Source organism: Actinosynnema sp. NPDC037264, from assembly GCF_055603705.1.
On record NZ_JBVJVK010000075.1, the window covers coordinates 1 to 20,911 of the forward strand.

Here is a 20,911-nt window from a genome sequence, read left to right on the forward strand (position 1 = left end):
AAACGCTCGGCTGGGACACCCCAGCCGAGCGTTTGGCTAAGCTCCTGACCTAAGCCAGTTGATCAGTTGTGTTGCGACGACCCCTGGAATCCGCCACCGCCGGAGGGGGCCGGTCGCCCGGGGTCAGCCGGGCAGCGCGGGCAACTCGCCGAGCTGGTCCGGCGCGGGCGGGGTGATGTCGATCGGCTTGCCCCAGTCGCGGTAGTGCGCGACCACCTGCACCGGCTCACCGCCCTCGACCGGCGTGCGCACCTCCGTCTTCACCGGCAGGTCCTGGTCGTCCACCCACAGCTTCAGCACCGACGCCCGCCCGTCCACCGTCACGTGCGCGGTGTAGCGGACGGTCTGCCTGCCGGACACCGACTCCTCGGCCGTCTCCACGATCCGCGCTCCCTCGGGCAGCGCCTTGCGGATGTCGGCGGTGTCGCGGATGTGCACGGCGACGTCCGCCATCGCGCGGGCCAGCGCGTTGGTCGGGTCGTCCGGGTCGATCTTGAGCCACGGCTTGTCCGGCCGCGGCGCCTGGCCCTGCGGGATCCGCACGAAGATGCCGTCCGGCACCATCACGTACGCGACCTCCTCGGCGTCCGCGATGGAGATCCGGCACGACGCGGCGAAGTCGTCGGTGCGCAACCCGCAACTGCCCTTGCCGTTGGTCGCGAGGTCCAGGTCGACGGTGACCGAACCCCTGCCCTCGGCGGCCACCCGGTTCGCCTCGGCCAGCGCCTGCGGCGTGTCGAACGTCCTCATCGTCGACGACGGGTCGTCGGCGCACGCGGTGAGCGCGGCGGAGACCAAGGCGGCGAATCCCGCCGCGGCGACACGGTTCTTGCGCATGCTCCTCCTCGGACCAGAATGGGGAAATCGACTTTCCCGACCACTCTAACCGCACTCGGAAGCACTCGAACCGATCAATTCACGGCTGTTGCGGAAAGCAGAATTCGAAATTCGACTTTTGTCAGGGAGGTGACAATCACGGCCGTCTTCGCACCGACGCGAGCAGGTTGCGGGCGACCTCGCGCAGCTTGGTGTTGTGCTGCTGCGACTCGGCCACCAGCCGGCCGAACGCCTCCTCGGCGTCCACCCCGTGCGCGGCCATCAGCACGCCCTTGGCCTGGTCGATCTCGGCACGCGACTCCAGCGCGCGCTGGAGGTGCTCGACCAGCCGGCGGGACCGCTCGTAGCGGCGGAACCCGGTGATCGTGGTGGACGCGGCGGTGACGAACAACCGCAACAACGCCTCGTCGAACGGGTCGAACGCCCGCTCCTCGGAGCTGTAGAGGTTCAGCGAGCCGAGCACGTCGTTCTCGACCATGATCGGCGCGGACAGGTAGGCCCGCACGCCCGCGCCCTCGGCGGCGACGGCGAACTCGGGCCACTTGGCCCGGCCGTCCGCCACGGTGGCCCGCACCGGCCGCTGGGTCCTGGACGCCTCCAGGCACGGTCCGTCACCGGCCGCGTACTGGTCGGCGTCGATGGCGAGGACCTTGTCGTCGGTCGCCGCCAGCGTGGACGCGCCGTCGGCGTCGATCACCGTCACGCTGGCGTTCTCCGCGTCCGGGATGACCCGCGAGGCGGATTCGGCCAGCTGCTGGAGGGCTTCCTGCAGGGTCTGGCCGTCGGCCAGCACGCCCGCAAGCTCTTCCAACGCCTCGCTGGCCTCGTCCAGCAGGACCGCGGGCACGTGCTCGTCAATGCTCACAGCCACTTGTTTACACCTCAACGGCCATAATCGCCCCAACCAAAGGGGGTGGACGGGTGCGCGTGCTGCTCGTCGAGGACGACGACGGGGTCGCGGACGCCTTGGTGGAGGCGCTGGAGGCCAACGACCACCGGCCGAGCCGGGTGGCGCGCGGCGCGGACGCGCTCCTGGTCCACCGCGACTTCGACCTGCTGCTGCTCGACCTCGGGCTGCCCGACACCGACGGGCTGGAGGTGCTGCGCAAGATCCGCAAGGTGTCGCCGGTGCCCGTGCTGGTGCTCACCGCGCGGGGCGACGAGCGGTCGATAGTGCGCGGTCTCCGGCTCGGCGCTGACGACTACCTGGTGAAACCGGTCCGCCTCGGTGAGCTGCTGGCCCGGATGGACGCGGTCGCGCGGCGCAGCGCGGCGCTCACCGGGCCGAAGGACCGCACGGTGCGGGTCGGTGACGTGGAGATCGACCTGGAGGGCAGGCGGGTGGTCGTGGGCGACGCGGAGGTGTCGTTGACCACCAAGGAGTTCGACGTGCTGGCCGCGTTGGCCAGCCGCGCGGGCACGGCGGTCAGCCGCCAGCAGCTCATGGACGAGGTGTGGGGTGACGCGTACCTGGCCGTGTCGCGGGCGTTGGACGTGCACCTGGCCGGGCTGCGGGCCAAGCTGGGTCGTCCCGGCCTGCTGACCACCATCCGCGGCTTCGGCTACCGGCTGGCCGTCGGCGGGGCCGAAGAGCAGACGGGGACGTGAATGCGCCGCCGACTGCTGCTGGTGCTGCTGTTGTTCTCCGCCGCCGCGGTGGCCGCGTTCGCCGTGCCGCTGCTGTCGTCCACGGCCGCCGAGCGCACGCAGCGGTTCGTGCTGACGCGCACCGGTGACCTGGACCGGTTCGCCGCGCTCGCCCAGCAGGCGGAGACCACCCGCGACAAGGCCGCGTTGGAGGACGAGGTCGCCGCGTACGTCGAGCTGTACGGCGATCCGGTGGTGGTCGTCGACGCACGCAGGCAGCCGGTCGCCCAGGCCGGCCTGACGTCGGACGACCCCGCGTTGGCCCGGGTGCTGGACGCCGCGCTGCGCAACCAGCCCGCGTCGTCCGTGCCGACGCTGAAGCCCTGGTCGTCGGGGCACGTGGTGTTCGCCCGGCCCGTCGGCACGGGCACCAGGGTGGCCGGGGCGGTGGTGCTGCGGGCGTCGGTGGACCGCGCGGCGGCGGACGTGACCACGCGGTGGCTGCTGGTCCTCGGTGGGGCGCTGGCAGCGGCCGTCGTCTCGGTCCTGCTGGTGCTGGCCGTCACGCGGTGGCTGCTCAAGCCGCTGGCCGAGCTGGCGACCGGCGTCCGGGCGGTGGCCGCGGGCGAGCGGCGGGCGCACGTGGCGAGCAGCAGCGGACCGCCGGAGGTGCGGGAGCTGTCGGAGTCGTTCAACCGGATGTCCGACGCCGTGACCGAGGCCGCCGACCAGCAGCGACGGCTGATCGCGGACGCCTCGCACCAGTTGCGCAACCCGATGGCGGCGTTGCGGCTGCGCATGGACACGTTGAGCGGCCAGGTCAAGCCGGAGGGCGTGCGCGCGTACACGGCGGGCGTGGCCGAGATCGAACGGCTGGAGTCGCTGCTGGACGGCCTGCTGGCGTTGGCGTCGGCGGAGAGCGCGGCGACCGAGGTCGCGGCCGGCGGGCGTGAGCCGGAGCTGGCCGACGTGGGCGCGGTGGCCGTGGACCGGGCCGGGTTCTGGCAGGTGCCGCTGCCGCGGACGCCCGCGTTGCCGGTGCTGGTGCGGTGCCCGGAGTCGGACCTGGCGCAGGTGCTGGACGTGCTGCTGGACAACGCGGTCAAGTACGGCGGCGCGGTGCGGGTGTCGCTCGGCGCGGACCGCGCGGCGGGCGTCGGCTGGGTCGAGGTGCACGACGACGGACCCGGGTTGAGCGAGGAGGAGCTGGCGTTGGCCACCTCGAGGTTCTGGCGCGGGCGGTCCGGGCGGCCGGGCACGGGGCTCGGCCTGGCGATCGCGGACCAGCTGGTCAAGGCGCGGCAGGGCGTGCTGCGGCTGTCGTCGGCGGACGGGTTCACCGCCCGGGTCGCGCTCCCGTTGGAGCCGGCGCTGTGAACCGGCGGGTGTTCCTGCTCGGGCTGCTGGCCGCCGGGTGCACGGGCGGGGCGCCGTCGGGTGAGCTGGCCATCGCCGCCGGTGAGCGCGGCGGGATGTACTTCGACTTCGCGACGCTGCTCGCGGAGCAGTTGCCGGACCTGCGGGGCCGGGCGTTGGAGACCGAGGGCAGCCTGGCGAACCTCGTGCTGCTGGCGTCGGGCGAGGCGCAGGTCGCGCTGGCCCTGGCCGACTCCGCGCTCGTGGCCGACCCGGGGCTGGAGCTGCGCGCGTTGGGCCGGGTCTACGAGAACTACCTGCAGCTGGTCGTGCGCGTGGACGATCCCGCGCGGGCGCCCGCCGACCTGGCCGGGCGGACGATCTCCCTGGGCGCGGAGGGCTCCGGCGCGTCGCTGTCCGGTGAGCGGATGCTCGTCGCGCTCGGCCTGCGCGACTCCGTGCGGGTGGAGCACCACAGGCTGGGTGACGCGGCGCAGGCGTTGGCGGACCGGCGGATCGACGCGCTGCTGTGGTCGGGCGGCGTGCCGACGCCGACGTTGGACGGCCTGCCCGGCATCCGCCTGCTGCCGTTGGCCGAGCTGGTGCCCGAGCTGCGCGCGGCGCACGGTTCGGTGTACGAGCAGGTGCCGGTGCCGGTCGGCGTGTACGGCGCGACCCGCGAGGTGCCGACGATCGGGGTGGCGAACCTGCTGGTGTGCCGGGCGTCGTTGCCGGACGACGTGGCCGCCGCCGTCACCCGCACCCTGGTCTCCCGCGCCGCCGCCCTGGTGCCGCGCCAGACGCTGGGCACCCAGTTCCTGGACGTCCGCAGCCTGATCGGCACCGCCGGCCTCCCCCTGCACCCCGGCGCCGCCACCACCTACCGCAGCCTCCACGGCTGACCGCGCCCGCGCGCGAACGTGGGACCCGCGCTGGGTCAGGAGTTGGCGGTGTAGGCGTGGCGCAGGTGGGTCAGGGTGTCGTCGTCGATGTCGTCGGCGCTGCAGATGCCGAGCCGCAGGGTGATGGTGTCGTTGCCGACCGGGCCCGCGGGCTCCAGGCGGCCGGTCGGCTCGTGGCCCGCGAGGCGCAGGCCGAGGTCGACCCGCGTCCGGGTGGTCGCCTGCACGATCGCGAACGTCCGGCGCGGCGACACCAGCGCCACGTACGTCTTGCGCGCCTGCACCCGCATCGGACCCAGCAACGCCGCCTCGGCCAGCAGCCGGTCGAGGATCGGCCGCAGCTCGGGCCGGTCGGCGTACTGGGCGTCCACCAGCTCGTCCGACGACGCGCTCAACAGCTCCGGGTAGCCGAACCGCTCCATCACCAGCAGCATCTGCGGATACCCCGTCACGCCCTGCTCGCGCAGCCAAACCCGCAGGTCACACTCGTTGTCGAGACCGGACGACAAGACCCGCCGGTTCCACTCCGGCACGCCCTCGCCGGTGCCGCGGCGCAGCAGCGCCACGGACCAGTCGACCATCTCCCGCCAGTTCTCCGCCACCACCACGGGCGACATACTGCCCGCTCACGGCAGACGTTGCCCGAAGAGCAGCGCACCCGCCACGGCGATCATCCCCAGCACGGTGCCCAGCGCCACCCACGGCCGCGACGCGTCGGCCTGCTTCTTCTCGTAACCGATCTGCTCGCCCAGCGTGTCGTACACCCGGCGCAGCTCCTCGGCGCTCGCGGCCTTGAAGAACTCGCCGCCGGACAGCTTCGCGATCTCCTTCATCGAGTCGTCGTCCACCGGCACCTCCTGCCGCCGGCCCTCGATCTCGACCACGCCCTCCTCGGTGCCGAACGAGATCGTGGAGATCGGGACGCCCGCCGTCTTCGCGTCCTCGGCCGCGTCGAACGCGTCACGCGTGCCGACCGTCTCCTTGCCGTCCGTCATCAGCACGACCCGGGCGGGCGGTGGCCCGTCCGCGCCGCCGACGACCTTGCCGAACGAGTCGATCGCCGCCAGCGCCGCCACGATCGCGTCACCGGTCGCGGTCGACTGGGCCAGCTTCAGCCCGTCGATGCTCTGCGTGACCGCCGCGCGGTCGGTGGTCGGCGCGACCAGCACGGTGGCCGAACCGGCGAACGAGATCAGCCCCAGGTTGATGCCCGGCGTGAGCCCGTCGGCGAACGACTTGGCGGCCACCTGCGCGGCCTCCAACCGGGACGGCTGCACGTCGGTGGCCTTCATCGACAGCGACGTGTCGATCACCAGCATCACGGTCGCGCGGTTGCGCGGCACCTTCTGCTCGGCGGTGGGCCCGGCCAGCGCCACGGTCAGCGCGATGAACGCGACCATCAGCAACGCCACCGGCACGTGCTTGTACCAGCCCTGGCGCTTGGGGGCGACCTTCTCCAGCATCGACAGGTTGGCGAACCGCAGCATCCGCTTGCGCAGCACGCGTTGCAGCACCACGTAGAACGCGGCGAGCGCCACCACGCCCACCAGCAGCACGAACCACCACGGCGCGGTGAAACCCGACAGGCTCATCAGGCCACCCCTCCCGACCAGCGGCGCTTGCGCGCGACGACGAACCGCACGGTGTCGGCGATCCAGTCCGAGTCGGTGCGCAGCACCAGGTGACCCGCTCCGGCGCGACGCAGGCCCGCGGCCACCTCGGCGCGGTGCTCGGCCGCCGCCGCGGCGAACTCCCGGCGCAGCAGCGGCGACGCGACGACCTCGCGCTGCCTGCCCGACTCCGGGTCGGCCAGCACGACCCGGCCCACCTCGGGCAGGTCGATGTCACGGGGGTCGATCACCTCGATGGCCACCAGGTCGTGCCGGGCGGACAACGCGCGCAGCGGGCGCTGCCACTCCGTGCCGCCGAGGAAGTCCGAGATCACCACGACCAGGCCGCGCCGCCGCGGCGGGCGGCGCAGCTGCTCCACCACGTCGGCCAGCGAGCCGCGGGTGCCCTCGGGCGCGCGGGGCGTCTCGGCGACCTTGCGGATCAGGCCGCGCGAGTGCGCCAGCCCGCCGCGCGCGGGCACCCGGACGAGGTTCTCGCCGGTGGCGACCAGGGCGCCGATCCGGTTGCCGCCGCCACGGGTCAGGTGCGCCACCGCGGCCGTCGCGGCGACCACCAGGTCGCGCTTCTCGCACGCCGCCGTGCCGAAGTCGAGGCTCGGCGACAGGTCGACCGCGAGCCACGTCTCCAGCTCGCGGTCGGCGACGGTCTCGCGGATGTGCGGCACGGTGGTGCGGGCGGTGACCGCCCAGTCCATCCGCCGCACGTCGTCACCGGGCTGGTAGGGCCGCGCCTCGCCGGGCTCGGAGCCCGGTCCCGGCACGAGGCCGAGGTGGTTGCCCTGGAGCAGCCCGTCGAGCCGGCGGCGGACCTCCAGTTCGAGCGTGCGCAGCGCCGCTTCCATCCGACCGCCGTGCAGCACCGGCGGCGCCCAGCCGGGCCGGTCGGCGCCCTGCGGGTTCGGCTCGGTCACGGCCTGCCCGCGGGCTGCGGCGTCTGCGGACGTGCGGAGACCTGCGGCAGCGGCACGGTCTGGAGCACGCGGGTGATGATGTGGTCCAGCGGGACGCCGTCGGCCAGCGCGTCGTAGGACAGCACCAGGCGGTGCCGCAGCACGTCCGGCACCACGTCCACGACGTCCTGCGGCAGCACGTAGTCGCGCCCGCGCACCAGCGCCAGGGCGCGGGCGGCGGCGATGATGCCGAGGCTGGCGCGCGGCGAGGCGCCGTAGGCGACCCACCCGGCCACGTCGGTGAGCTGGTGCTCCTTGGGCGCGCGGGTCGCGATGACCAGCCGCACCACGTAGTCGACCAGCGCGTGGTGCACGAAGACCCGGGAGGCCACGCCCTGCAGGCGGACCAGCTCGTCCGGGCCGAGCACCTGGCTGGGCACCGGCGGCTCGACGCCCATCCGGTAGACGATCTCCCGCTCCTCCTCGGCCGTCGGGTACTCGACCTGGATCTTGAACAGGAACCGGTCGCGCTGCGCCTCGGGCAGGGGGTAGACGCCCTCGTTCTCGATCGGGTTCTGGGTGGCCAGGACCAGGAACGGGGTGGGCATCGGGAACGTCTTGCCGCCGATGGACACGTGCCGCTCGGCCATCACCTCGAGCATCGCCGACTGCACCTTGGCGGGCGCGCGGTTGATCTCGTCGGCGAGGACGAAGTTGGCGACCACGGGGCCGAGCTCGACGTCGAAGCTCTCGCTGCCCTGGCGGTAGATGCGGGTGCCGAGGATGTCGGCGGGCACCAGGTCGGGGGTGAACTGGACGCGGGAGAACGAGCCGCCGACGACGTTCGCGAACGTCTCGACGGCCAGCGTCTTGGCCACGCCGGGCACGCCTTCCAGCAGCAGGTGGCCCTTGGCCAGCAGGCCGACGAGCATCCGCTCGACCAGCCGGTCCTGACCGACGATCACCCGCTTGACCTCGAACACGGTGCGTTCGAGCAACTGGGCGTCACGAGCCGGCGTGTGGGACGCCTCGGCGGCGGGCTCGGACAAAGGTCCTCCTCGACAGGGTTGTACGACTGTGCCCCAGTCTCCCCTGCCGACGGTGTGGCTCTTGTGAAGGGGTCCGGCCCGGGAAACGGGCAGCGATGCAGCTCACGCCCATTTCACCCGATCTTGGTCACCCGTCAGGGTTCGAGATCACCAGGGGTGTCGACGTCGCGCGCCTCACCCGGCTCGGCGGCAACGGGCACCGGGTCCAGCGGCCCGAGGACCGAGCGCATCGAGACGTCGCGCGGGTCGGCGGGCACGGCTCGGCGCAACGACCCGGTGCGCCACGCCCCGGCTAGCCACTGCGACCGCCCCTCCTCGTCCACGAGGACCGCACCGGTGTCGCCGACGGCCGCGAGCAGCCGGTCCACAGTGGACCGGGTGATGCCCGGCTGGTCCACCGCGAGCACCACCACCAGGTCCGTGGCGACGTGCGCGAGCCCGGCGGCCAGCCCCGCCACCGGTCCGCCACCGGGCGGGTCCTCCCGCGCCCACGTCACGCCGGGCACGTCGTCCTTGCGCGGGCCGACGACGACCCTCCGCCGGGCGAGCGCGACCGCGTCCAGCACGTGGGCGAGCAACGTGCGCCCGTCGACCACGACCGACGCCTTGTCCACGCCGCCCAGCCTGCTGCCCCGACCACCCGCGAGAACCACCGCCGTCCAGGACGCCACGGGCCAACGGTAGCCGCTAGACGGGCTCGCCCAGCGCGTCCTCGTCGGAGGTGAAGAGCATCCACAGCAGCGCCGCCACCACGAGGGCGCTCGTCACGAACACGGGGAACACCAGGTCGAACGCGGACGTGCCCTGTGGGGCGGCCATCCCGGGGTCGACGTCGACGTTCACCGCGGCCATGCCGGTGTAGTGCATGCCGGTGACCGCCACGCCCATGGTCAGCCCGGCCGCGACGCGCGCCGACGCCGTCCGCACGACCAGGGTGAACCAGAACGCGGCGGTCGCCGCCACCACCGCGATCAGGAACGACAGCGCGACCAGCGGCCGGTCGTAGGAGATCTCGCCGCGGAACCGGATGGCGGACATGCCCAGGTAGTGCATGCCCGCCACGCCGAGCCCGGCCAGGGCGCCCGCGACGAGCAGCCGCATCCGGGTGAACCGGACCAGCGTGACCAGCGACAGCCCGGCGCCGACCACCCCGATCGCCACCACGGCGGACAACGCGGTCAGCGGCACCGAGTACTTGATCGCGGCGCCGGGCACGTCGAAGCCGAGCATGGCGATGAAGTGCATGAGCCAGATGGCGACACCCCCGATGGCGAACGCCCCGAACACGGTCCAGCGCGCCTTGGCGGCACGGCCCGGCTCCGCTTGGGCGCGCGCCATGCAGGCGAGGCCGATGAGCGAGCCGATCACGGAGACGACGTAGGCGAGGACGAGGGTGGAGAGGCCGTCGGAGAAGTGCTGCATCGAGTCGTGGTCCACGCCCATTACTAACTCACCGTGATCACGTTCACCAGAACGGCCCAGGTGAATTCATTCATTCGCAATCCAAGTAGCCCATTTCTCTACTCAGCGTAGTCACGAGCTGGGCTGAACGGCCCACGTACAGCGCCGCGCGGGTGAGCCGGTGGTCGAGCGGGCCTCAGCCACCGGCACGACGGCCCACCACCCGGTTGCGGCCCGCGTCCTTGGCCTGCAGCACGGCCACGCTGGCCTCCTCCACCGCGTCGGTCACGGACGCGCCCGGCACGACCTCCACCGCGCCGATCGACACCGTCACCACGCCGCCGGTGTTGCCCCGGTGCTCCAGCCCCAGCCGCTGCACCGCCTGCCTGATCCGCTCGCCGGACGCCAGCGCGCCCTCCAGCCGCGTGCCCGGCAGCAGCACGGTGAACTCCTCGCCCCCGTACCGGTACGCGCGATCACCCGCGCGGGTGGTCCGGTCGATCGCCTCGGCGACCTTGCGCAGCGTCTCGTGCCCGGCCAGGTAGCGGTAGAGCGTGTTGTAGCTGTGGAAGCGGTCGATGTCGACCAGCAGCAGGCTGTACGGCTCGCCGGCGCGGTTGCGGCGGGCGTGGTCCACGTCGAACGTCGCCGGGTTCGGCAGGCCCGTGCGCTGGTCGATGGTCGCCGCCTCGGCCAGCGCCCGGTTCTCCGCGTGCAGCTCCTCCAGCCGTTCGGCGAGCCGGTCGACCTGGTGCTTGCGCGCCAGCGCCCAGTCCTCCAGGTCCTGGTCGTAGACGGCGACGCCGACCGGGCCGGTCGTCTTCGCCCGGTACATCGCCAGGTCCGCCTGGTGCAGCAGGTCCTCCGCGCCGTGACCCGGCCGCACGAACGTGATGCCCGCCGACACCGACACCCGGATCACGCCCTCGTCCAACGTCACCGGCGTGGCGATGACGGCCAGGATCTCCTGCGCCGCGGCGATCGCCTGCTGCTCGTCCAGCTCGTCGAGCAGCACGACGAACTCGTCGCCGCCGAGCCTGGCCGCCGTGCCGCGACCGGCCACCACCGCGGCCAGCCGGGACGCGACCAGCCGCAGCACGTGGTCGCCGGCCGCGTGCCCGTGGCGGTCGTTGACGTCCTTGAACTGGTCGAGGTCGAGGAACACCAGCACCGGCCCCGGCGCGCCGCGCACGGCCTGCTCCAGCCGCGGCAGGAACCCGGTGCGGTTCACCAGGCCCGTCAGCGCGTCGGTGTTGAGCCTGCTGCCCAGCTCGTCGGCCGTCTCCGCCCAGCCCGTGACGTCGAGCGCGACGACCACCAGGCCGCGCACGTCCGGGTCCTCGCTCAGGTCGCGGGCGATCAGGTCGACCCGGCGGTGCACGGACCCCTCCACCGGCACCGCGCACGTCAGCCGCGACGCGCCCGCGCGGCCCGCCGCCTGGAGGAACGTGCCGACCGCCGCCGCGTCGCCGTCGGCCACCAGGTCGGGCAGCAGGCCGGACGCGGCGCCGAACAGCCGCCGGGCGGCCGGGGACGCCCACCGGACGCCCAGGTCGCCCGGGTCCACCACCAGCACCGCGGCGTCGGCCCGGTCGAGCACCGCCTGGTGGAAGCCGCCGTTCATCGCGACGCGCTGAGGAACCGCAGCAGGGCGCGGTCGAACTCGGCCGGCCGGTCGAGGTTCACCAGGTGGGCGGCGCCCTCGACGACGACCTCCTCCGCGCGCGGCGCGGAGGCGAGCACGAGATCGGCCACCGACCGGATGTCCGACGAGTCGAGGTCGCCGACGACGACGAGCGTCCGCGCGGTGAGCTCGTCCAGCCGGTCCACGGCGTGCACCTCGTCCGGCGCGGTCGTGAACACGCCGCTCGACACGGCTCGGACGGTCAGGGCGCGGCACAGCTCCCGCACCTCCGGGTCGACCTCGTCCGGCGACCGGTGCGGACCGTCGACCCACATCCGCAGCAGGCACTCCGCGACCTCGTCGACCGTCGTGGCCGCCCGGATCCGCGCGAGCTGGTCGAGGACGAACGGGTCCTCGAACTTCATCCCGCTCATGCCCGGCCCGACCAGCACCAGGTCGGCCACCCGGTCGGGGTGGGTGACCGCGAAGTCGATCGCGGTCCGGGCGCCCAGCGACAGGCCGACCAACGTGGGCCGGTCGAGGCCCAGCACGTCCAGCAGGTCCTTCAGGTCCTCGTGGTGCGAGTAGGGGCCGGTCACCGGCGACGACTCGCCGTGGCCCCTCGCGTCGTACCGGACCACGGTGTGGTCCCGCGCCAGCAGGTCGAACTGGCGGTCCCACGTGGCGCACCCGAGCCCGCCGGCGTGCAGCAGCACGACCGGCGGTCCTTCGCCACGTCTGTGATAGGTCAATTCGCCGTCGTCGAGAATCAAGCGGCCGGCCGTCATGGTCCCCCCTGGACTTGACTTCCTCCCTAGACCACTGACGCTACCGAATCCGGGCCGCGCATTCGGGTGATCAGGAGCATTTCTCCGCATATCGGGGGTCCCCATTCCCGGATCACCCCGAATAGGGGATCATATCCACCCGTAGTCCACAGTGGACAGGCCAACTGAGACGGATCCGGTAATCCCGTGGACAGCCGCTCGCGATCATGCCTAGCCTCACCGCCGTCCATCCTCACGTGTGCGAAGAGGTGCATTGCATGCCCGTCCGGATCACGGCCGCCCAGCGGCCGATCACGCCGACCTTTCCCCTGGACGTGAGGAAGACCGGAAGTGGACATACCCCGTGGTTTCACCATCCGTGAAAGCACCCACCGCATCCACAACCCCCTGGACGACGCCAAGTTGGCCGTCCTCGGCCGGGCGCTGCGCCCGGAACCGGGGTCGCGGGTGCTCGACCTCGCCTGCGGTTCGGGCGAGATGCTGTGCACCTGGGCCCGTGACCACGGGCTGACCGGCACGGGCGTCGACCTCAGCCCGACGTTCCTGGCCTCGGCGAAAGCCCGGGCGGTCGAGCTGGGCGTGGCCGACCGGCTGGAGTTCGTGCACGGCGACGCGTCGGGCCACGTCGCGGACGAGCCGGTGGACATCGCCGCGTGCGTCGGCGCGACGTGGATCGGCGACGGCGTGCCCGGCACGGTGGAGCTGTTGCGGCGCAGCCTGCGCCCCGGCGGCCTGCTGCTGATCGGGCACCCGTTCTGGCGGCTCGACCCGCCCGACCAGGCCGCCGTGGAAGGCAGCCACGCGAGCAGCCGGGACGACTTCCTCCCGCTGCCCGAACTGCTGGCGCAGTTCGGCGCGTTGGGCTGCGACGTGGTCGAGATGGTGCTGGCCGACCAGGACAGCTGGGACCGCTACGTCGCCGCGCAGTGGCTCAACACCCGCCGCTGGCTGGACGAGAACCCGGACGACGAGCTGGCGCCCGTGATGCGCGCCGAGCTCGCCACCGGGCCGGCCCGGTACGCGCGCTACCAGCGCGAGTACCTGGGCTGGGGCGTGTTCGCCTTGATGGACCGCTGACGCGGAGCGCGGGCCCCGGCTCACCGGGGTCCGCGCCATCATGGGCGCATGGACGATCGACGACTGCTCGTCGCAGTGGTGTCCGCGCCGGCCGTCGCGGACCGGTTGCGCGCGCTGGACGTGACCGGGCTGGTGACCGTGGCCGACTCGTTCGCGCCCGCCGCGCTGGTGGTGAGCGCGGTCCGTGATGCGCGGGCGGACGTCGTGGTGGACGGTCCCGACGGGGTGGACGCGGTGTGGTCCGAGCGGATCGCGCCGTTCGCGCGGCGGTTCGCCGGCATCGACCCGCCGCCGCGCACACCGCCCGTGCTGGAGGAGCACGACCCGCTGCTGCCCGTCACCGCGCGCCGCCTGCTCGACCGGCTGCGCGCGCACCTCGCCGAGCCGTCGTGGAGCTACGAGCACATCGGCTCGACCGCCGTGCCGGGCTTGCGCGCCAAGCGGTTCGTCGACCTCCAGCTCGGCGTGACCGCGTTGCCCGACCCCGACGGGCTCGACCGCGCGATGGCCGCGGTGGGCTTCCGCGCGGCCCGAGGCACCCGCCCCGACTCCCCCGGCGTGACCCACGACTGGCACACCGACCCGGAAGTGCCGGCGGAGCTGTACCGGAAACGGCTCTACGTCCGACCCGACCCGGCGGAGACCGCGATCCTGCACGTGCGGCAGCTAGGCAACCCGTGGCACCGGCGGACGATCGACTTCCGCGACCGGCTGCGCGCCGACCCGGCCGTGCGAAAAGCGTACGAGGTTGCGAAACTCCGTGCGGCGCAAGCGCACGCCGGAGACGACGACTACGACGACTACACCCGCGCCAAATCGGATTTCTTCCGCTCGACCAGGTGAATTCCCTCAAGCCGTACGGCCGACTCGCCGATGGGGCGGTGCTCGATCGAGCAACATCCCCCACGCGTGCAGGAGGAGTTCGGCATGGCTCTGCGCGACCGCGTCCGCGATGTCGTGGACGGCAGACGCTTCCAGCGGACGGTCATCGCGGTGATCGTGGTCAACGCGGTCACCCTCGGCTGCGAGACGTCGACGGCGCTGGTCGCCGCCTACGGCGACGTGTTCGCCGTGCTGGACCGCACCGCCCTGGCGATCTTCGTCCTGGAACTGGCCGCGCGGCTGTACGCGCACGGCCCCCGGTTCTTCCGCGACCCGTGGAACGTCTTCGACTTCGTGGTCGTCGGTGTCGCCCTGCTGCCCGCGGCCGGTCCGCTGTCGGTGATCCGGGCCCTGCGCATCCTGCGCGCGTTGCGCCTGGTCGCGATGGTGCCGAGCATGCGCCGCGTGGTGACCGCGCTGGTGAGGTCCGTCCCCGGCCTGCTGTCGCTGACCGGGCTGCTGGTGCTGCTGCTGTACGTCGGCAGCGTGGTCGCCGTCAACCTGTTCCGCGCCGGCGGCGATCCCCGGTTCGGCGACCTCGGCGCGACCGTCCTGACGCTGTTCCAGCTCACCACCGGCGACGGCTGGTCGGACGTGATGCGCGACCTGATGGTCACCCAGCCGCTGGCCTGGATCTTCTTCGTGGTCTACCTGCTGGTCGGCACCTTCACCATGCTGAACCTGTTCATCGCGGTCGTGTGCAGCGCGATGGAGTCCGAGGCCTCACCGCGACCGGGCGCGTCCGACGACGTGCTGCTGGCGGAGGTCAGGGCGCTGCGCGAGGAGGTCCGCGCGCTGCGACTGGAACCCGTCGGCGACCCGCGTTGACCGGGGTTCCCGGCCGACCGGCGTCGACCGGGAACCGCCGGTGACGGCTACAGCAGGCGCGTGGCGTACGGCATGATCCCGCCGTACCGGACCGGGGCGACGCGGACGTGCGAGCCGGAGTACGGCGCCTCGACCATCATGCCGTCGCCGAGGTAGAGCGCGACGTGGGTGCCGCCGCCCGGTCCCCAGAACAGCATGTCGCCGCGCCGCGCCTGGGCGAGCGGCACCTTGCGGCCGGCGTTGTACTGGTAACCGCTGTAGTGCGGCAGGTAGACGCCGACGCCCGCGAACGCGTACATCATCAGCCCGGAGCAGTCGAAGCCGACGGTGTAGTAGTCGCCGTGCGCGTCGCCGACGCCGCCGTCCCGGATGCCGACGGTCGGGCCGTCGTAGTTGCCGCCGCCCCACGAGTACCGCACGCCGAGCTGCTGCAGCGCGCGGGCGACGACGGTCTCCACACCGTGGCCGCTCGGCGCCGCCACCGTCGGCGGGCGTGGCGCCTGGGGCGCGGACGCGGCGAGGGCGGCCAGGCGTGCGGCTTCCTCGTCCTCGCGGCGCTTGTCCACCAACCACCGGTCGTACCGGTCGCGCTGGTCCTCCAGCCCTTCGACCGCGGCCAGCGCCTGGTCCAGCTCGCCCTCCACGCGGGCCTTGTCGTCCTGGATGCTCCGCGCGGCGGCGGCCTGGCCCTGCTGCGCCTGCACGGCGGTGGCCTGCGCCGCGTCGGCGTCCCGCTTGGCCTGGTCCGCGGCGGCCTGCTTCCGGTCCGCCAGGTCGAGCGCGGCACGCGCGGCGGAGTCCTTGTTCGCCTGCTCGGCGCGGGTGCGCTCGACGTCGTCCAGCGCGTCGAGGCTCGACTCGCTCACGGCCTGGAGCAGTTGCGCGCGCGACAGCAGGTCCTGCGGGCTGGTCGCGCCGAAGTAGGCCGAGACGGAGCCGACCAGGCTGCCCTGCTCGAAGCTGGCGGCGGCGAACTCGTCCAGCCGCACGCGGGCGTCCTCGACGGCCCGGGCGGCGGCGTCGGCCTCGACCCGCGCCGCGTCGGCGTCGCGGCGCGCCCGGTCCGCCTCGCCCTGGGCGGTGTCCAGGTCGACCCGCGCCTTGTTGGCCAGTTCCAACTTGAACGCGACCTCGTCGGTGAGGTCGCGCAGGCGGGCCTCGGCGTCGGTGAGCCGACCGGTCAGCTCACCGACGTGGGCCGCCTTGGCGTCGGCCTGCTGCCGGCCGGCGCTGATCTCGGCGTCGCTGGGGTTGGGGGGCGGCGCCGGCGCGCCGTGCGCCGTGCCGCCCAGCCCCAGCGCGGTGGTCAACGCGATCGCGATCGGGATCGCCCATCGAGTCACGACTGCCGCCTCCCCGCGCACTCGGCCGATCGGCATTACGCCGAACGGCGCCATGCAGGCCGACTCTGCCACTCGTGCCTCACTGCTTCCAATCGACCCGGCGTGAACTTCAGCCACACGGGTCACAGCAGACGCGGGGAACCACCCTCAGCAGGGTGACTCGATCACGGTCAGTTGACCTTGCGGTCGAGGTCGGCCCAGTACGGCTCGCGCAGCTTGAACTTCTGCACCTTGCCGGTGGCGGTGCGCGGGATGGCGTCGCGGAACTCGACCGACGTCGGCGCCTTGTAGCCGGCGAGCCGGGCCTTGCAGTGCGCGATCAGCTCCGCCTCCGTCACCTCGGCGCCCTCGGCCCGCACGACCAGCGCCTTGATCGTCTCGCCCCACTTGTCGTGCGGCACCCCGATGACCGCCGCCTCGGCCACCGCCGGGTGGGCGAACAGGGCGTCCTCCACCTCGATGGACGACACGTTCTCGCCGCCGGTGATGATCACGTCCTTCTTGCGGTCGGAGATCGTCAGGTGGCCCTCGTCGTCCAGCTCGCCGCCGTCGCCGGTGTGGAACCAGCCGTCCTCCAACGCCTGGGCGCTGGCCTCGGGGTTCTCCCAGTAGCCCGCCATGACGACGTTCCCGCGGGCCAGCACCTCGCCGGTGTCGGACACCTTCAGCCGCACGCCGAGCCCCGGCGCGCCGGCCCGGGACAGCTTGCGCGCCCGTTCCGCCGGCGGCAGCTCGTCGTCGGCCGGTCGGGTGCGGTTGAAGGTCAGCAGCGGTGACGTCTCGGTCAGGCCGTAGAGCTGCAGGAACTCCCAGCCGAGCTCCTCGCCGACGCGGGCGATGGTGCGGCTGGGCGGCGGCGCGCCGGCGCAGATGACGCGGACCCGGTCGCGGCCGGGGACCTCGCCGTCCCAGTCCTGCGCGGCGTCCAGCACGGCGTTCCACACGGCGGGCGCCCCGCACATCAGGGTGACGCCGTGGTCGCGGACCCGGTTGAGGATCTCCGTGCCGTCGACCTTGCGCAGCACGACCTGCGGCACGCCGAGCCCGGCCAGGCCGTAGGGCATGCCCCAGCCGTTGCAGTGGAACATCGGGAGGACGTGCATGTACACGTCCCGCTCCCAGACGCGGGCGTGCATGGCGAACGTGACGGCGTTGATCCAGATGTTGCGGTGGGTCATCTGGACGCCCTTGGGCCGGGCGGTCGTGCCGGAGGTGTAGTTGATCGTGGCGGTGGCGTCCTCGTCCGGCTCGCGCCAGGGTCGCGGCTCGGTGTCGAAGCGCATCAGCTCGGTCTCGGTCTGCTCGCCGAGCACGAAGCGGTGCCGCGCGGTGACGCCGTCCAGCTCCAGTTCGGGGTCGACGAGCAGCACGGACGCGCCGCTGTGCTCGACGATGTAGGACACCTCGTCGGGCCGCAGCCGGAAGTTCACCGGCACCGCGATGCGGCCGGTGGCGGGCACCGCGTGCAGCAGTTCGAGCAGCCGGGCCGAGTTGTGGCTGACCACGGCGACCCGCTCGCCCTCGCCGAGGCCGAGCGCGTCGAACCCGGCCTGCCAGGCGCGGACGCGGGTGGCGAACTCGCCGTAGGTCGACCTCGGCACGGGTGCGGCGGGCTGGACGGGCTCGTCGACGGAGGCCGTGGTGTCGGCGAAGACCTGCTCCGCCCGGTGGAGGAAATCGGCGACAGTCAGGGGTACGCGCATACGAGGTGACCTTATTTACCCGCCACCGCCCCGGCTACCTCCACGTCACCCGGTCGTCAGCACGAACCTCCGGTTCACCGGCTGCACCGGGCGGGGGTGGTCGGCGTGCGTGCGGACGAAGGCGCGCAGGGCCGGGTCCTCCACCTGGACCGGCCGGTCCATCACGACCCAGCTGACGATCTCGTCGAACTCGCCCGTGGTCAGCGAGCCCTCGTAGCGGTGGAAGCCGCCGCCCGGGAAGAGCGCCGGCAGGTCGATGCCGCTGGGCGGCTTCCCCTCCGACGGGCCCGGCTCGCCGAGGTCGACGAACACCGCCACCACGCACGCCCGCAGCGCCTCGTCCGCCCTCAGGTGCACGGCGTGCATCTCCGCGCCGCGCGCCCGGCCGCGCACCCAGTGCTCGCTCGGCCGGTGGAAGTGGAGGTTGTCGAGCCGGAACTCCTGCCCGCCCAAGCACACCAGGTGCTCGCCCCTCGGCCGGAACCGCCAACCGTGGCCCTCTTCCCGGGCGCTGAACTGGTCGGCCCGCCAGCGCACGTCCACCTCGTCGACCAGCCCTGGCACCACCACCGCGTCACGGAGGTTGATCGGTGACTGTTGACTCCCCATGCGGTCACCCTTGCACCGCACTGCGCTCACGTACGGGTGGTTGACCGCCACGATCGGGTGCTTCACCAGGTGCTGGGGTCGCCCCACGTGCGGATCGGGCCGGTCGCCACCACGGGCACGGCGGCCAGTTCCGGCAGCGCCGACGCGGCCGGCTCGCGCACCACCGCCGCCGCCAGCGCGTCGTACGGCGTCGGGTCCAGCGCGCAGATCACCACCGACGCGCCCGCCTTCGCCGCCAGCGGCACCAACCCCGCGGCCGGCTCGACCACGAGCGACGTCCCGGCCACCAGCATCACGTCGCAGTCCAGCACGGCCATCCGCGCCGCGCGCAGCACGTCGTCGGGCACGGGCTCGCCGAACGCGACCGCCGCCGGCCGCAGGACCCCGCCGCACGCGGTGCAGCCCGGCGGGACCTCGCCGCCGCGAACCCGCGCCAGCGCGACGCCCATCGCGCTGACCGCCCCGCATGAGACGCACACCACACGTGCCATCGAGCCGTGCAGCTCGATCACCGCGGACCCTGCCCGCTGGTGCAGGCCGTCGACGTTCTGCGTCAGCAGCGACCGCACCCGCCCGGCCCGCTGCAACCCGGCCAGCGCGCGGTGCGCGGCGTTCGGCTCGGCCGTCCACATCGGATCGTCCAGCCAGGATTCCCACGCCTCCCGCCGCACGCGCGCCGACGTCAGGAACGCCGACGCGTCGAACCGGAACCGCACGACCCCCGACTCCAGCGACACGCCCGCGCCGGTGAGCGCGGTGATGCGCCGCGCGAAGGCCATCACGTCCCGTGCACTCATGTCACCACCGTCCCACACGCCTGCGAGCATGTGGTCGTGCGCGGAACACGTCGGGGGAGCCGACCATGAGACGAGTGTCGGGGGAGCCGACGATCAGACGCTGGACGGGCGCGGTGCTCGGAGTTATCGGTTTGGTCACGGCCGTGACGGGCTTCTTCCTGCCCTGGCTGCGCTCCGGCACGGTCACGCGGACCAGTTACGAGGTGCTCGCTCTGCGTGGTTTCGCCGGGTTGAACGGTGTGCCGGGCGAGATCGTGCGCGGCGTGTGGGTGGCACTCACCCCGTTGGCGGTGTGCTGCGTGGTGCTTTGGGCGGTGCGTTTTCACCGGATCGCGGCATGGCTCGCACTAGTGTTTGGCACGATTGCGGGAACGGTGGCGGCACTTGCCGCCGTCCAAGGGGGCAACGAGGCGGCACTGGTCGGGATCAGCCTGACCGGACCGGTGGCCACCCTCGGTGGTGCTGTGCTGGGGATCGCCGGGGCGATCACCGTGCTCACCGCGAAATCCCGCACAGCGATCAGCACTCCAGGAGGAGCACCGTGACGTACCCAGGTGGCGGCGGAGGCGAATGGCCACCGCAGAACAACCCGTACGGCCAGCCGCAGCAGGGGGGCTACCAGCAGGGGCCGCAGCAGGGCGGCTACCCCCAGCAGGGTGGTTACCCGCAGCAGGGCGGCTACCCGCAGACCGGGCCCCAGCCGCAGCAGGGCTTCCCCCAGCAGGGCTTCCCGCTGACGGGCCCGCAGGGCTTCCAGCAGCCGGGTTACCAACAGGAGTTCGGCCAGCCCTACGGCCAGGGGCCGTCCGGCTTCTCGGGTGGCGAGCCGCCGAAGAAGAAGCGCACCGGCCTGGTCGTCACCGCCGTCGTGGCCGTCCTCGCGCTGGCCGCCGGCACCGTCGCCACGGTGTGGGCGCTGCGCAGCTCCGACGACGTGGCCGCCGGCTCCGAGAGCCCGTCCACCGCGGCGAACAACCTGCTCAGCGCGCTGGGCAGCGGTGACGTCCTGGGCATCATGAACGGCCTGGCGCCCGCCGAGGCGAAGCTGAGCAAGGACTACACCGAGGCCACGATCAGCGAGGCCAAGCGGCTGGAGATCCTGAAGAAGGACGCGGACCCGAACAAGCTCAGCGGCGTCCAGATCAAGAGCGAGGGCATCAAGTTCGACGACGCCGCCGCGGAGAAGGTCAACGACCGCCTGACGATCAACAAGGTGGTCGAGGGCAAGATCACGATCACCTCGGACGTCAAGCAGATCCCGTTGACCGACAAGCTGGTCGACGCGCTCGGCGCGCAGCTGGACAAGGCCGGCACCGAGACCGACACGATCGACTTCGCCAAGGAGAAGGCCGACCGCGACGGCAAGCCGATCGGCATCGCCACCATCAAGGTCGGCGACGAGTGGTACCCGAGCCTCTTCTACACCATCGCGAACGCCGCGCTGGAGCAGGAGGACCTGAAGTGGCCCGCCCAGGGCATCGGGGGGGGGGGGGGGGGGGGGGGGGAGGGGGGGGGGGGAGGGGGGGGGGGGGGGGGGGGGTCGGGTCGTTATGGTGGGGGGGGGGATGAGGGGGGAGGGGGCACAAAAAAGGAGCACCCCGGTCCCC

Annotated in this window: 21 protein-coding genes and 1 pseudogene; 8 read left to right on the forward strand and 14 right to left on the reverse strand. The window is 72.9% G+C overall.

The window, feature by feature from the left end:
- Positions 1 to 123: 123 nt before the first annotated feature.
- Positions 124 to 837: a hypothetical protein gene (locus ACZ7GX_RS40680; RefSeq protein WP_498785281.1), complete on the reverse strand. Its 714-nt coding sequence runs from the start codon at positions 835 to 837 to the stop codon at positions 124 to 126.
- 136 nt (positions 838 to 973) lie between these two features.
- The gene (locus ACZ7GX_RS40685) at positions 974 to 1,708 is read right to left on the reverse strand and encodes an ANTAR domain-containing response regulator (protein ID WP_498785283.1); all 735 of its coding nucleotides are present in this window, start codon (positions 1,706 to 1,708) and stop codon (positions 974 to 976) included.
- A 50-nt stretch (positions 1,709 to 1,758) separates the two neighbouring features.
- Here ACZ7GX_RS40685 and ACZ7GX_RS40690 point away from each other — a divergent pair, with 50 nt between their 5' ends.
- The 3 genes from ACZ7GX_RS40690 to ACZ7GX_RS40700 are packed head-to-tail and all read left to right on the forward strand — an operon-like array spanning position 1,759 to position 4,682.
- Positions 1,759 to 2,445: a response regulator transcription factor gene (locus tag ACZ7GX_RS40690; protein WP_498785285.1), complete on the forward strand. Its 687-nt coding sequence runs from the start codon at positions 1,759 to 1,761 to the stop codon at positions 2,443 to 2,445.
- The gene (locus ACZ7GX_RS40695) at positions 2,446 to 3,801 is read left to right on the forward strand and encodes a sensor histidine kinase (protein ID WP_498785288.1); all 1,356 of its coding nucleotides are present in this window, start codon (positions 2,446 to 2,448) and stop codon (positions 3,799 to 3,801) included.
- Positions 3,798 to 4,682 (forward strand): TAXI family TRAP transporter solute-binding subunit, encoded by an 885-nt coding sequence (locus ACZ7GX_RS40700; protein ID WP_498785290.1) that lies wholly within the window; start codon positions 3,798 to 3,800, stop codon positions 4,680 to 4,682. The genes ACZ7GX_RS40695 and ACZ7GX_RS40700 overlap by 4 nt, the downstream gene beginning before the upstream one ends.
- Before the next feature lie 35 nt (positions 4,683 to 4,717).
- On the opposite strand, the gene ACZ7GX_RS40705 is transcribed toward ACZ7GX_RS40700, so the two are convergent.
- The 8 genes from ACZ7GX_RS40705 to ACZ7GX_RS40740 form a co-directional block, all read right to left on the reverse strand.
- On the reverse strand, positions 4,718 to 5,299 hold the full coding sequence (locus ACZ7GX_RS40705; protein ID WP_498785292.1) for a DUF5655 domain-containing protein: 582 nt from the start codon (positions 5,297 to 5,299) through the stop codon (positions 4,718 to 4,720).
- A gap of 9 nt (positions 5,300 to 5,308) precedes the next feature.
- Positions 5,309 to 6,274 (reverse strand): VWA domain-containing protein, encoded by a 966-nt coding sequence (locus ACZ7GX_RS40710; protein ID WP_230565680.1) that lies wholly within the window; start codon positions 6,272 to 6,274, stop codon positions 5,309 to 5,311.
- Positions 6,274 to 7,155: a DUF58 domain-containing protein gene (locus tag ACZ7GX_RS40715; RefSeq protein WP_498785346.1), complete on the reverse strand. Its 882-nt coding sequence runs from the start codon at positions 7,153 to 7,155 to the stop codon at positions 6,274 to 6,276. The genes ACZ7GX_RS40710 and ACZ7GX_RS40715 overlap by 1 nt, the downstream gene beginning before the upstream one ends.
- A gap of 65 nt (positions 7,156 to 7,220) precedes the next feature.
- Positions 7,221 to 8,252, reverse strand: coding sequence for an AAA family ATPase (locus tag ACZ7GX_RS40720; RefSeq protein ID WP_230565679.1), 1,032 nt, complete (start codon positions 8,250 to 8,252; stop codon positions 7,221 to 7,223).
- Between the two features lie 134 nt (positions 8,253 to 8,386).
- Positions 8,387 to 8,923, reverse strand: a complete 537-nt coding sequence (gene mobA, locus ACZ7GX_RS40725; RefSeq protein ID WP_498785295.1) for a molybdenum cofactor guanylyltransferase — start codon at positions 8,921 to 8,923, stop codon at positions 8,387 to 8,389.
- 16 nt (positions 8,924 to 8,939) lie between these two features.
- Positions 8,940 to 9,695: an MHYT domain-containing protein gene (locus ACZ7GX_RS40730; protein WP_498785297.1), complete on the reverse strand. Its 756-nt coding sequence runs from the start codon at positions 9,693 to 9,695 to the stop codon at positions 8,940 to 8,942.
- 154 nt (positions 9,696 to 9,849) lie between these two features.
- Entirely contained in the window at positions 9,850 to 11,277 is a 1,428-nt protein-coding gene (locus ACZ7GX_RS40735; protein ID WP_498785299.1) for a sensor domain-containing diguanylate cyclase, read from the reverse strand.
- The gene (locus ACZ7GX_RS40740) at positions 11,274 to 11,993 is read right to left on the reverse strand and encodes an alpha/beta fold hydrolase (protein WP_498785301.1); all 720 of its coding nucleotides are present in this window, start codon (positions 11,991 to 11,993) and stop codon (positions 11,274 to 11,276) included. Before ACZ7GX_RS40740 ends, ACZ7GX_RS40735 begins: the two co-directional genes overlap by 4 nt.
- A gap of 402 nt (positions 11,994 to 12,395) precedes the next feature.
- Here ACZ7GX_RS40740 and ACZ7GX_RS40745 point away from each other — a divergent pair, with 402 nt between their 5' ends.
- The 3 genes from ACZ7GX_RS40745 to ACZ7GX_RS40755 all read left to right on the forward strand — a co-directional run bounded on the left by ACZ7GX_RS40745 (position 12,396) and on the right by ACZ7GX_RS40755 (position 14,852).
- A complete protein-coding gene (locus tag ACZ7GX_RS40745) occupies positions 12,396 to 13,142 on the forward strand; it encodes an SAM-dependent methyltransferase (RefSeq protein ID WP_498785303.1) in 747 nt (248 codons plus the stop codon).
- Between the two features lie 48 nt (positions 13,143 to 13,190).
- A complete protein-coding gene (locus tag ACZ7GX_RS40750; protein WP_498785305.1) occupies positions 13,191 to 13,985 on the forward strand; it encodes a GrpB family protein in 795 nt (264 codons plus the stop codon).
- Positions 13,986 to 14,069: 84 nt separating this feature from the next.
- Positions 14,070 to 14,852 (forward strand): ion transporter, encoded by a 783-nt coding sequence (locus ACZ7GX_RS40755; RefSeq protein WP_498785307.1) that lies wholly within the window; start codon positions 14,070 to 14,072, stop codon positions 14,850 to 14,852.
- A 47-nt stretch (positions 14,853 to 14,899) separates the two neighbouring features.
- On the opposite strand, the gene ACZ7GX_RS40760 is transcribed toward ACZ7GX_RS40755, so the two are convergent.
- From ACZ7GX_RS40760 to ACZ7GX_RS40775, 4 genes are all read right to left on the reverse strand, one after another.
- A complete protein-coding gene (locus ACZ7GX_RS40760) occupies positions 14,900 to 16,195 on the reverse strand; it encodes an NlpC/P60 family protein (RefSeq protein ID WP_498785309.1) in 1,296 nt (431 codons plus the stop codon).
- A gap of 170 nt (positions 16,196 to 16,365) precedes the next feature.
- Entirely contained in the window at positions 16,366 to 17,898 is a 1,533-nt protein-coding gene (locus ACZ7GX_RS40765) for an AMP-binding protein (RefSeq protein WP_498785312.1), read from the reverse strand.
- 45 nt (positions 17,899 to 17,943) lie between these two features.
- Positions 17,944 to 18,507: a carbonic anhydrase family protein gene (locus tag ACZ7GX_RS40770; RefSeq protein WP_498785314.1), complete on the reverse strand. Its 564-nt coding sequence runs from the start codon at positions 18,505 to 18,507 to the stop codon at positions 17,944 to 17,946.
- A gap of 62 nt (positions 18,508 to 18,569) precedes the next feature.
- Positions 18,570 to 19,304 carry an SIR2 family NAD-dependent protein deacylase gene (locus ACZ7GX_RS40775; protein WP_498785316.1) on the reverse strand — a complete coding sequence of 245 codons (735 nt, stop codon included), beginning with the start codon at positions 19,302 to 19,304 and terminating at the stop codon, positions 18,570 to 18,572.
- A 65-nt stretch (positions 19,305 to 19,369) separates the two neighbouring features.
- Between ACZ7GX_RS40775 and ACZ7GX_RS40780 the strand changes: the two genes are divergently transcribed.
- On the forward strand, positions 19,370 to 19,849 hold the full coding sequence (locus ACZ7GX_RS40780; RefSeq protein WP_498785318.1) for a hypothetical protein: 480 nt from the start codon (positions 19,370 to 19,372) through the stop codon (positions 19,847 to 19,849).
- A pseudogene (locus ACZ7GX_RS40785) lies at positions 19,846 to 20,911 on the forward strand (hypothetical protein); the annotation flags it as partial. The gene ACZ7GX_RS40780 and the pseudogene ACZ7GX_RS40785, both read left to right, overlap by 4 nt.